The organism is Endozoicomonas sp. ALD068 (assembly GCF_049310145.1).
Taxonomy (GTDB): Bacteria; Pseudomonadota; Gammaproteobacteria; order Pseudomonadales; family Endozoicomonadaceae; genus Endozoicomonas_A.
The window spans coordinates 6,623,140-6,635,221 of the sequence record NZ_JBLYNU010000004.1 but is presented as its reverse complement, the minus strand read 5'-3'; the positions used below and the strand labels follow the sequence as shown (position 1 = coordinate 6,635,221).

8 protein-coding genes are annotated in these 12,082 nt (G+C 49.1%); 2 read left to right on the top strand and 6 right to left on the bottom strand.

The window, feature by feature from the left end; all coding sequences use genetic code 11:
* Positions 1 to 21: 21 nt before the first annotated feature.
* Positions 22 to 1,413: a hypothetical protein gene (locus ACO6V5_RS23940; RefSeq protein ID WP_422135239.1), complete on the top strand. Its 1,392-nt coding sequence runs from the start codon at positions 22 to 24 to the stop codon at positions 1,411 to 1,413.
* A 188-nt stretch (positions 1,414 to 1,601) separates the two neighbouring features.
* A complete protein-coding gene (locus tag ACO6V5_RS23935) occupies positions 1,602 to 2,993 on the top strand; it encodes a hypothetical protein (RefSeq protein ID WP_422410230.1) in 1,392 nt (463 codons plus the stop codon).
* Between the two features lie 32 nt (positions 2,994 to 3,025).
* Here the strand turns inward: ACO6V5_RS23935 and ACO6V5_RS23930 are convergent, their stop codons facing one another.
* From ACO6V5_RS23930 to infB, 6 genes are all read right to left on the bottom strand, one after another.
* Positions 3,026 to 4,546 carry a hypothetical protein gene (locus ACO6V5_RS23930; protein WP_422410228.1) on the bottom strand — a complete coding sequence of 507 codons (1,521 nt, stop codon included), beginning with the start codon at positions 4,544 to 4,546 and terminating at the stop codon, positions 3,026 to 3,028.
* A gap of 308 nt (positions 4,547 to 4,854) precedes the next feature.
* Positions 4,855 to 6,954, bottom strand: a complete 2,100-nt coding sequence (gene pnp / locus ACO6V5_RS23925) for a polyribonucleotide nucleotidyltransferase (RefSeq protein WP_422135242.1) — start codon at positions 6,952 to 6,954, stop codon at positions 4,855 to 4,857.
* Between the two features lie 688 nt (positions 6,955 to 7,642).
* Positions 7,643 to 7,912: a 30S ribosomal protein S15 gene (gene rpsO, locus ACO6V5_RS23920; RefSeq protein ID WP_422135243.1), complete on the bottom strand. Its 270-nt coding sequence runs from the start codon at positions 7,910 to 7,912 to the stop codon at positions 7,643 to 7,645.
* 166 nt (positions 7,913 to 8,078) lie between these two features.
* Positions 8,079 to 9,023 (bottom strand): tRNA pseudouridine(55) synthase TruB, encoded by a 945-nt coding sequence (gene truB, locus ACO6V5_RS23915; RefSeq protein WP_422135244.1) that lies wholly within the window; start codon positions 9,021 to 9,023, stop codon positions 8,079 to 8,081.
* A gap of 3 nt (positions 9,024 to 9,026) precedes the next feature.
* Positions 9,027 to 9,431, bottom strand: coding sequence for a 30S ribosome-binding factor RbfA (gene rbfA / locus ACO6V5_RS23910; RefSeq protein ID WP_422135245.1), 405 nt, complete (start codon positions 9,429 to 9,431; stop codon positions 9,027 to 9,029).
* Between the two features lie 90 nt (positions 9,432 to 9,521).
* Positions 9,522 to 12,074, bottom strand: a complete 2,553-nt coding sequence (gene infB, locus ACO6V5_RS23905; RefSeq protein ID WP_422413243.1) for a translation initiation factor IF-2 — start codon at positions 12,072 to 12,074, stop codon at positions 9,522 to 9,524.
* Between the last annotated feature and the right edge of the window lie 8 nt (positions 12,075 to 12,082).

Below are 12,082 nucleotides of genomic sequence, written 5' to 3'. Positions count from 1 at the left end.
GACGCGAATCTTTGACCACCAATGAATATGCTAGATCGATTACGCACTCTATTAATGGCCAGTCTGCTGTTTTTTTCTGTCCAGGTTTTTAGCGGGCAATTCGCACCCGGCTACTCGTCGGCATACCGCTACTTCCCGGAGCTGGCAGGCGCACTTGATAAAGACTCTGATGGTCTGCTCTCCTACGATGAACTGATTGAGGGCTACCATGCCCCGTATCTGCACAAAGACCTTTACCAAACCATCAGGCTTTACCTTGTTAATTTCGAGTCATGGCAAAACCCTGTTACTGCTTCATTAAGCAGGAAGAGCATTGAACTGGCTGAACTGTCGGGGCAAGTCGCAAAGTATCATCACGAGCAGGACAACACCTTCTGGGATACCTGGCTAGCAAAGCCGAAACAGAAAGCGTTTGCCGACGTTTATAGACGACTTTTCCCCCATGGTCTTACCAGTATCACCCCGGATAACCTCCTGCAGAAAGATTTTCCAGATTGTGTTCTGATCGCTACTCTGGCCTCATTAGCCAGTTGTGAAACCGGAAAAAGGTTAATATTCAATTACTTCTATCCCATTGATGAACAGGCATTAAGTATTCTTTTTGAAGGTATTAGTGAGGGCGCCCAGATTGAATTCAGAGAAGTTGAGCACCATTCATACTTTGCCAAAACACGGGATGGTGGTATCTGGCTGGCTGTGCTGGAAGCCGCATACGCCCACCTGTCGAAACGTTTCATTAATAAAAATCGACATAATGACCGGGCACAATCCAGATATCATCAATACTCAGAACTGGATACAATCAGGGAGTCAGATGCTTTTCACATACTAATGGGATCGCATAGCAATCTCATCAATCTGCAATCTGTGACTCAGGGGCGATTAAAGGAACTGCTCAACACTTTTGTTGATAATGAAAAAGCAGCAACTATTGCTATTATCCCATCTTATTCAGCTCCCCTCGGGCTAAAGCCGTTCGCAAAAATTATAAACAATCACGCCTACAGCCTGATTGGCTATGTCAGGGAAAAAGAAGTTGTCTATATTCGTGACCCTCATGGTTATTCTGCTGCGGTTGAAAATCTCATTACCATTATTCGACATAATCAGCATCTTTCCATAGGAGATAACGTAATATTTGAAGCCATGATGAACTATCCCAGCCATCCTGACTACGGAGTCGCCTATATCTTGACAGAGTCTGAAGTAAACAACTTCCTTAAACTAAATGACCCTAAGACGATTAAAATGGAGAAAGACATAATCAATATTGAACGACTCAGGTCTTGGTCTGAGAAAAGCCCCGCCAATACCGGCATCATCGAAATGAGCATAGACCAGCTTATTAGCACCTTTAATATCATGCACATTAGTCAGGACGGGCCGTATCAATGCCCTATAAACCATAACTAAGGACCTGGCCAGTTGCTCATTCTGCTAACAGGAATCTCCATTTCTCTCACCTGTAAATGAACTTTTTGAACTTCCTGTCATCTAAGTACCTAACCAGGCACTTAATGGTTAAGAAGCCGTGTCACAACCCATGACAAAACCAGAGGGCATGGCTTAACAGCAGGATGCTTATTACAGGAATTAACAGGATGGACCATTTACGTACTTTATTATTGACCAGTCTGCTCTTTTTTACTGTCCAGGTATTTAGTGGCGAATTTTCACCCGGTTACCCTTCGGCATACCGCTACTTTCCGGAGCTGGCAGGTGCACTTGATAAAGACTCTGATGGCCTGCTCTCCCAAGATGAACTGATTGAGGGTTATCATGCTCCCTATTTGAACAAAGACCTTTACCAGACCATCAGGCTTTACCTTGTTAATTTCGAGCAATGGCAAAACCCTGTTACCGCTTTATTAAGCAGGGATAGTATTGAGCTGGCTGAACTGTCGGGGCAGGCCGCAAAGTATCACTACGAGCAGGACAACGGATTTTGGGATACCTGGCTTGCCAGGCCAGAACGGCAACCGTTTAACAACGCCTATAAACGGCTTTTCCCCCACGGCTTGACCAGTATTACTCCCGACAATCTACTGCAAAAACATTTTCCAGATTGTGTTCTGATTGCCTCACTGGCCTCAATTGCCAGCTCTGAAACCGGAAAAAGACTAATATTCAATTACTTCCATACGACGACGGATGAACGAACATTTGACATTGTTTTTCCGGGGATTGATGATGGCACGCTGATCCAATTCAGAGAAGTTGAGCGCTACTCACACTTTGCCGAAACACGTGATGGTGGTGTTTGGCTGGCTATTCTGGAAGCCGCTTACGCCCACCTGTCGAAACGTTTCATTAATGCAAATCGATATAATCGCCCGGCAAGATTCAAGTATCATCAATACTCAGAACTGGACGGGTTAGATGAAGAATCAGTTTTGACTGTACTGATGGGATCGCTTACCGATTTCGTCAACCCGCAACTTCAAACTCAGGAGCGATTGAAGAAGCAACTTAATTCTTTTGTCGATAATGAAAAAGCAGCCACTGTTTCCATTAGCCCACCCCATTCAGCTCTCTTGGGGCTGAGACCGTTCGCAGAAATTAGAACCGAACACGCCTACAGCCTGATTGGCTATGACAAAGAAAAAGATATCGTTTACATCCGAGACCCTGAAGGTGAGTCTGATGCAGTTGAAAATCTGATTACCATTAATCAACATACTCAGCCTCTTTCCTCGGAAAATAGGGTAATATTTGAAGTCATGAGGAGTAATCCGGGGCATTTCAGCTATGGAGTCGCCTATGGCCTGACAAGGCCGCAAGTGAAGGACCTCCTGAAACATGCTGTACCGTACATATTCGACATAACCAAAGACACAATCCCACTTAACATCGAAGGACTCAGGTCTACTTCTGAGAGAAGCCCTGCCAGTACCGGCATCATTGAAATGAACATAGGGCAGTTCATTGAAACGTTTAATGACTTGTTCATTAGCCAGTGCGGGCCGTACCATTGCCCAAATAACGACAATTGACATTCCGTCTGCAGCCTTCCTGGTTCTGCCCGTCACTTCCTGACTAGAATTTCAAAGGTATCTGAAGTAACCAGGGCGTTGGAGTCTCCGCAGGGCGTTGCAAATGATGCTTTACAGACTTTGCCCTCCTTAAAATACTGGCCGAAGGTTTTGAAACCGTTATTCATAAAACGACAAAAATATACCGGTACCCTGTCTATTCTTCTGCTAAAACCTGCAACGCTGTAACCGGCAATAATAGCCTCGTCAGGCAGATTATCCTCAAAAGCCTTCCAGCCAATCCTACCATTAATCACAGGTTTCAGGTAATCAGTAGCAATACTGCCATCCTGATTGGTAGCGACGTAGCCACTTTTTCCACTGGTACCTATATATCCACAATACTTATCAGATCCCTGCCCTGCCAGTGAGCCCAGGATAAACTCTTTGTAAGGCCTTCTGGGGGAGCAAAAGTATTCATAAACATCAAGATTGACTCCTCTGATATCTTGTTCAGATTCCATTGCTTGCCATACAACAGGAGACTGCTTGACTGGAAGGGCCTTCTTTCGTATAGGGATAAAATGGAGCATAGAGCCTGATGGGTTAGCACCAGCTATCAGTCCTGCACATCCATCTCCGCTTTCACGAACCCCATCGCTGTAATCGCTGTACCATTGGGTTCCGGGGCTGGCATCATTTTTACACAAAGTTTCATGACGCAGACTCCCAGACAAGAGTACTGTCGATGCAAAGAGTACCGGATGCCTAGGCTCTTTCCGAAATCGGTAGGAGCCTCTGCGATAAGTAACATTGATCTGATAATATTCTTCGTCAGTGACCAGAATGTCTCTGGGTAGCAGAGCCTCAACCCCCAAGGATACCAGGAAATTATCTGTTATTCTACCCGATAAAAGGCATCCGCTGAAATCATCGGGTGTGTTGGCCAGCATACCAACGAGGGTATAGACCCCTCCGTCCCACTCTAACTTGACTCGACAGAATCCGGTCGCTTGCTGATCATTGCAGCGACCCTTTTTGGTTAAAGGTGCCGGCAGTGGGGAACCACACTTTACGACCGCAGTCCCGAAGGGATCGGCCCAGTTATAGGAGGAAGTGTTTAACGGAAATAGTGCCGGCCGGAGATCACCTTCATTAAGGTGAGGGGGGTGCTTTTTTTTAAGAAAAGTCGCCCTTGCCCAAAGAAGTGTTGGCTTTTTCTTAGCGTCAGTGTAGTTATCCTCATCAACACCAAAAGGAATCAGGTTGTTCTCATCGATGATCGCTTTCTGATAATCCACTGGATCCTGTGTGCCCTGCAATAGCGCACTGGAGCTGTTGTTAATATCAATTTGACCTGACGAGGTATCAACAGAATCCCTTTTCTCAGCTTTTGAGTCGCCCGGCGGAGGTGTCGGACCCGAAACGGATGGAAGAAGCGTTTCATTTTTTGATTGCTTTGAATCTGAGTGCGTAAGCCCTCCCTGGCGCTGCTCAACGGCAAAAGCAATTGCACTGTGATTCACAGCGATGGATAAGACCAGCACGGGTAGAGCCCCTAAAACTCGTTTCATGCTTAAGCTCCTCGACCATAGTTACGGTAAAACCCGGTTAAAAGCCTGTTCGTAACACTCAACAAGACGACAGTATAGTTTTTATTTCAATGATAAATAGAATATAAATGACTTATAAAAACCGATTCTTATGAGATCTGGCTCTGAGTTTGTGGGTTTAATAGCAAATTATATAAATGATTTATAAAAACTGGTTCTAATGAAGTCTGACTTACAGCTTGGGAGTTCAGCGATTTAGCGGTGTGATAGGGAGATAATAAAACAGGGGCCACTGGCTCCTGTTTTATTAGAAAGTTACGCACTCAAGATCAGCCCTGCTGTTCTCTTGCACGCTCAACTTCTTTAATGCTGAGCTTAATACGACCACGGGAGTCAATATCCAGCACCACAACGTCGATAGTCTGGCCAACTTTCAAGTAGTCGGTCACATTCTCAACACGCTCATTGGCGATTTGAGAAATGTGCACAAGACCGTCTTTACCGGGCAAAACACTGACGAATGCGCCAAAGTCAAGAATACGAGTCACTTCACCGGTATAGATCTTACCAATCTCGGCTTCGGCAGTTATGCCATAGACCATGTCATAGGCAGCCTTGGCTTTCTCGCTGTTCTCGGCAAAGATCTGTACCATACCGCTGTCGTCGATATCAACGGACGCACCCGTTTTATCGCAGATGCTGCGAATAGTAGAACCCCCTTTACCGATCACGTCACGAATCTTGTCCGGGTCAATTTTCAGAGACATGGTCATAGGCGCATTCGGGTTCAGTTCCGTACGAGCAGAACTGATGACCTTGTTCATCTCGCCCAGAATGTGCAGGCGGGCCTGCATAGCCTGCTCCAGGGCAATCTCCATGATCTCTTCCGTAATACCGGCAATCTTGATATCCATCTGCAGGGCAGTAATACCTTCAGAAGTACCCGCTACTTTAAAGTCCATATCACCCAAGTGGTCTTCATCACCCAGAATGTCGGTCAGAACAGCGAACTGATCACCTTCTTTAACCAGACCCATGGCGATACCGGCTACAGGTGCTTTCAGAGGCACACCTGCATCCATCAGGGCCAGGGAGGAACCGCAAACCGAAGCCATGGAGCTGGAACCGTTGGATTCTGTGATCTCGGAAACAACACGGATGGTGTACGGAAAATCTTCCTGAGTAGGCAGAACCGCCTGAACACCACGACGAGCCAGACGACCATGACCAATTTCACGACGACCAGGCGCTCCCATACGACCACACTCGCCTACAGAGTATGAAGGAAAGTTGTAGTGCAGCATGAATGGATCTTTGACTTCACCTTCCAGATTGTCAACGATCTGAGCGTCGCGAGTCGTCCCCAGAGTGGCGGTAACGATGGCCTGAGTTTCACCGCGGGTGAACAGGGATGAACCATGGGTCTTCTGCAGAACGCCGATCTCGACACCAATGTTACGGACCGTCCTGGTATCACGGCCATCGATACGAGGCATACCGCTGATGATGTTGCCACGTACAACATTTTTCTCCAGCTTGCCGAAGGCTTTTTCAACATCAGAAGTGTCGAAAGCACTGTTTTCACCAGCAATGGCTTCCAGCACTTCCTGGCGCAGCGATTTTACGGCAGCAGTACGATCCTGCTTGATGGTGATCTGGTAAGCTTCACGCATTTTGCCTTCGAAGGACGCTACTTTTTCTTTCAGCTCAGTGTTCTCAGCTGGCGCTTCCCACTCCCAGCGAGCCTTGCCAGCTTCTGCAGCCAGCTCTTTAACGGCCTGGATGACGGTCTGGTATTCCTGATGAGCAAATAAGACTGCTCCCAGCATTTCGTCTTCTGTCAGCTCCTGGGCTTCAGATTCAACCATCAGAACAGCGTCGTTGGTACCCGCTACTACCATGTCCAGCTCTGAAGTCTTCAGCTCTTCATAGTCAGGGTTCAGCAGATAGCCTTTCTCTTCATTGAAACCAACGCGCGCAGCACCAATAGGGCCATCGAAAGGAATACCTGATACAGCCAGAGCCGCAGAAGTAGCGACCATGGCGAGAATGTCCGGGTCGTTCTTTTTGTCAGTAGACATGACAGTACAGACAACCTGCACTTCATTCATGAACCCCTTAGGGAACAGAGGACGAATAGGACGATCGATCAAACGGGAGGTCAGAGTTTCTTTTTCGCTTGGACGGGATTCGCGCTTCAGGAAACCACCCGGTATTTTACCAGCAGCGTATGTTTTTTCCTGATAGTGCACAGAAAGCGGAAAGAAATCCTGACCTTCGTTTGCCTGCTTGGCACCCACTACGGTTGCCAAAACAGCAATATCGCCCATCTTGGCCAGGACGGCACCTGAAGCCTGACGAGCAACACGGCCAGTTTCCAGAGTGATGGTCTGATCACCGAACTGAAATGTTTTAATTACCGGATTCACAACGTTTTCCTATTGAGTGTGAATGAACCAATACAGTACCCGGTCATAGTGGCGTGACAGATGCAATTCTAAACCTTCTGGATAATGTACAGACCCCGCCTATCCAGACAGACTTGGAATTGCACCCTCTACTGACGACCAGAGTGCTGACATGTAATACCAATCGAACTTTCTAACTCCCTATTGCGCTGAAGATTTGAGCCTTAATCCTGCGTTGGCGATCGTCGCCATAGCTAAGGCTATGACTCCTCACGCCGCCTTGTCTTAAGGCTCAAATCTCCATGCTCATTGCGGGAGTTAGAAAATACGATTGGTATAAGTACCTGGTCAGGCACTTGAGAGGGGTAATCCCTCTCTTTAAAACCGTAAAAGCAATGTCGTCTTTATGGTTTTTTTAACCACAAGAAAAGTCAGAACCTTATTATACACTTATTTGCAATAAAGATTTCACAGCTTATCAGCAACACCTTGCTGCTTTTTACAACACACTGATTTTTCTTTTTTCCTGTGATCAACAATGCAAAAACACCGCCTGCCTCACAACGGAAGCCGGCGGTGCTTTAGCTGCACAGAAATACATTTATCAGACACAAAACTGTTCAATGTATCCTGTTCAACCCTGAGTTGAACATGACAGAACAACCCAAAGTAGAATCCTGAATCCAGGTCAATAGCGAGACAGGCGCTATTAGCGACGCAGACCCAGACGCTCGATCAGGGAACGGTAACGCTCAACGTCTTTACCCTTCAGATAGTTCAGCATGCTGCGACGCTGGTTTACCATGCGAATCAGACCACGACGGGAGTGGTGATCCTTGTGGTTTGCCTTGAAGTGCCCCTGCAGACCTTCGATGTTTGCAGTCAGCAGAGCAACCTGAACTTCAGGGCTACCGCTGTCGCCTTCAGTGCGACCGAATTTCTTGATGATTTCCGCTTTCTTTTTGGCAGTCAAAGCCATTGTTTTGTACTCCAGTTAATATGCATTCACAATCAGGCAAGACCGTGCATATTTACAGCCAGCCTTCAAAGTTTAACAGCACCTGCTGTCAACCAAGCGGGGCATTCTAACACCAACTTCCAACCGGAAGCCAGTCTGTTAAAACCACCACGCCAGAAAATCTGCCTCAGTTTCCAGAATTGATCAGCCGCCTGGGAGCGACACGACCGTCTTCATCAATCTCACCAATCCCCAGGAATCGAAAGACTTCCTGCCCTTCAACCTCTTCCTGGCCATAAATACGGACATTCCCTTTGGTTGGCGCCTGAGGTACCTGAACAGGCTGCCCCTGACTGATGTAGTAGCTGCTGGTTGCCCCCAGACGGATCTGAGGCCAGTCACTGACGGAAGTATCCAACGGTAATAAGAGCTCATCCAGAGCCCTGTGACCACCGCCGTCACGAATGTCTTCGAGCTCTTCCAAAGTGTGAGACTGGTGTTCAGTATATGGACCGGCTTTAATTCTGTGAAGTTCGGCAACATGCCCCAGACAACCAAGAGCCGCACCAACATCTTCAGCCAGTGTACGGATATAGGTGCCCTTGGAACAGTCCACTTCAAGGATTAACCTGTCACCTTCAAAATCCAGCAGTTCAAGACGATAGATAGTGATTCGGCGAGACGGACGCTCAACAACAATCCCCTGACGAGCCAGCTTATAAAGGGGCTCACCATTGTACTTCAACGCTGAATACATACTGGGAACCTGATCAACCTCACCACGGAAACGATCAAGGACAGTCTCGATATCAGAGCGGGTAACATTCACCGCACGCTGCTCAACAATCTCACCTTCACGGTCACCGGTCTCCGTCTGGATACCCAGCTTTACTTCCGTCCTGTAGGACTTATCGGACTCCAGCAGATACTGTGAAAACTTGGTCGCCTCACCCAGACAGATCGGCAAAACGCCTGTGGCCAGAGGGTCAAGACTGCCGGTATGACCGGCCTTGGCTGCACCATAAAGCCCCTTGACGCGTTGCAGAACGTCATTGGAACTGGCACCTTTGGGCTTATTCACAACAACAATACCGTCCACCCTGCGGCCACGGCTACGTCTGCGTTTAGACATCCATTACTCCTCAGACTCACCCTGATGATCACTGTCACCAGAACGAGCTTTTGCAATCAGCTCACTCATATACGCCCCACGCCTCAGGCTATTGTCATAGCGGAAACGCAACTGGGGAATGCTACGTAACTTGATGGAACGGGCCAGCTGGCTGCGCAGGAATCCGGCAGCACTCTGCAGCACCTCAAGGTCCTCATCAGCGCTTTTCTGGTTACTGACGCCTTTCTGGTCGTCTACACCCAGGAAAGAAACAAAAACATCGGCAAAAGCCAGGTCGCGGGAAACTTCTACCGCACTGACAGTGACCATACCCAGACGGGGATCTTTCATCTCCAGCTGGATCAGCTGTGCCAGTTCTTTCTGAATCTGGTCCGCCACCCGCTGGGTTCGACTGTATTCTTTAGCCATTGGGGATTCAATCCTGCTGATATGAGAAAGCCCGCAATCATTTCTGCGGGCTTCTTTGACGGGCAACCGAATGAGATCGGCCGAGCCTGATTAAAGAGTACGCTTGACCTCAACAGTCTTGTACACTTCGATCTTATCGCCTGGCTTAACGTCGTTGTAGGACTTAACCGCGATACCACACTCCATGCCTTCGCGCACATCCTGCACGTCATCCTTGAAGCGACGCAGGGATTCCAGTTCGCCTTCAAAGATAACCACGTTGTCACGCAGAACACGGATACGGTCGTTGCGGTAAACAGTACCTTCAATAACCATACAGCCAGCCACCGCACCGAACTTCGGAGAACGGAAGACGTCACGCACTTCTGCGGTACCAACAATCTGCTCACGGGTGTCGGAGCCCAGCATACCGCCCAGAGCCTTCTTAACATCTTCGATGATGTCGTAGATGACGCTGTAGTAGCGGAGATCCAGTTCTTCTGCCTCAATCACCCTGCGGGCAGAGGCATCAGCACGAACATTAAAGCCGACAATAACAGCGTTGGAAGCCAGAGCGAGGTTAGCGTCGGTTTCAGTGATACCACCTACGCCGCCAGAAATAACCTTAACCTGTACTTCATCATTACCCTGCTCTTCCAGAGAAGTCGTCAGAGCTTCCAGAGAACCTCGTACGTCTGCTTTCAGAACGATATTGAGAGTTTTCTTCTCTTCAGAGCCCATGCTGGAGAAGATATTTTCCAGCTTGGAAGCCTGCTGACGAGCCAGTTTGACTTCACGGTATTTACCCTGACGGAACAGTGCGATTTCACGAGCCTTACGCTCATCCTTAACCACAATCAGCTCATCACCGGCATCAGGCGTACCGTCCAAGCCCAGAATTTCAACCGGGATGGAAGGACCTGCATCCTTGATCGCCTTACCGTCTTCATCCAGCATCGCACGAACACGACCGTACTGCTGACCTACCAGAATGTTGTCACCCTGTTGCAGGTTACCGGACTGAACCAGAACCGTAGCGACAGGGCCACGACCTTTATCCAGACGGGATTCAACCACCACGCCTTTAGCCGGACCTTCGTCAGCAGCAGACAGTTCAAGAACCTCAGCCTGAAGAAGCACCGCTTCCAGCAGCTCGTCAATACCCTGACCGGTCAGAGCCGATACATGAATAAACTGGGTGTCACCACCCCACTCTTCAGGAATGACTTCCCTCGCAGCCAGTTCATTCTTCACACGATCAGGATCTGCAGCTTCCTTATCGATCTTGTTCACAGCAACAACCACAGGAACACCGGCAGCCTTGGCGTGCTGAACCGCTTCTTCGGTCTGAGGCATAACACCATCGTCAGCTGCAACCACCAGAATGACGATATCCGTTGCCTTGGCACCACGAGCACGCATAGCGGTAAAGGCCGCGTGTCCAGGAGTATCCAGGAAGGACACCATACCGCGTGGCGTATCTACATGATAAGCACCAATGTGTTGAGTAATACCACCGGCCTCGCCAGCTTGCACACGACTCTTGCGGATATAGTCCAGCAGGGAGGTCTTACCGTGGTCAACGTGACCCATTACCGTGACAACCGGTGCACGAGGCCTCTCTTCAAACTCGGTTACGCTACCTTCCTGATTTTCAGTCAGGGAGTCTTCAATGCTGTCAGCCTTAGCCAACTTGAAGGTGTGACCCATCTCTTCAACCACGATGGACGCTGTATCCTGGTCGATCACCTGGTTGATGGTCACCATGGAGCCCATCTTGAACATTGCCTTGATGACGTCAGCGGCCTTCACGGCCATTTTTTGCGCCAGTTCAGCAACAGTGATGGTCTCAGGAATTGAGACTTCACGTATCACCGGAGCGGTTGGCTTGGTGAAGCCGTGAGCGGCCATGGATTCAGGCGTGATAGTTCGAGCTGCCTTACGGCCCCCACGACGATCGTCTTTACGACCGGCGCTACGTCCGCCACGCTTCTCACCACGACGACCGCGCTCTTCACGGGGCTCATCACGGCGATCTTTGGCTTTACGATTACGACCTCGCTTATCACCTTCCGGAGTCGGCATTGGCGCTGCTGCTGGATCAAAGCCAGGTGCAGAAGGACCATCACGACGAGCCGGACGATCTCCGTCACGGCGCGGTGGGCGGTCGCCATCACGACGTGGTGGGCGATCACCATCACGACGCTGAGGACGATCACCATCACGACGCGGTGGGCGATCGCCGTCACGACGCTGCTGAGGACGATCGCCGTCACGACGCTGAGGACGATCACCATCACGGCGTGAGTCACCACGAGCCCGCTTTTCTTCCGGCTTCTGCTCTTCCGCTTTTTCGTTCTTGACGTAGGTACGCTTCTTGCGAACTTCTACATTGACAACTTTTTTCTTACCAGCGCCACCACCGCCAGATACTTTCATCTGACTGACAGTTTTGCGCTTGAGGGTGATCTTGGTTGGCTCAGCAGTACCTGTATGATCACCGTGAATGCTTTTCAGGTGAGCCAGCAACTGCTTCTTTTCTGCATCCGACACGGCTTCCGAAGCCTTTGTCTGCTTCAGGCCCGCATCCTGCATCTGCTGCAGCAACCTTTCGACCGGAGCGCCGACCACCTTCGCGAGTTGTTCTACGGTTACTTCTGCCATTAACACTT

Bases quoted from the DNA above. Each gene is read 5' to 3' on its own strand.
- ACO6V5_RS23930 (WP_422410228.1), bottom strand. From the start codon at position 4,546: ATGAAACGAGTTTTAGGGGCTCTACCCGTGCTGGTCTTATCCATCGCT.
- truB (WP_422135244.1), bottom strand. From the start codon at position 9,023: ATGTCTAAACGCAGACGTAGCCGTGGCCGCAGGGTGGACGGTATTGTT.
- ACO6V5_RS23935 (WP_422410230.1), top strand. From the start codon at position 1,602: ATGGACCATTTACGTACTTTATTATTGACCAGTCTGCTCTTTTTTACT.
- rpsO (WP_422135243.1), bottom strand. From the start codon at position 7,912: ATGGCTTTGACTGCCAAAAAGAAAGCGGAAATCATCAAGAAATTCGGT.
- rbfA (WP_422135245.1), bottom strand. From the start codon at position 9,431: ATGGCTAAAGAATACAGTCGAACCCAGCGGGTGGCGGACCAGATTCAG.
- ACO6V5_RS23940 (WP_422135239.1), top strand. From the start codon at position 22: ATGAATATGCTAGATCGATTACGCACTCTATTAATGGCCAGTCTGCTG.
- infB (WP_422413243.1), bottom strand. From the start codon at position 12,074: ATGGCAGAAGTAACCGTAGAACAACTCGCGAAGGTGGTCGGCGCTCCG.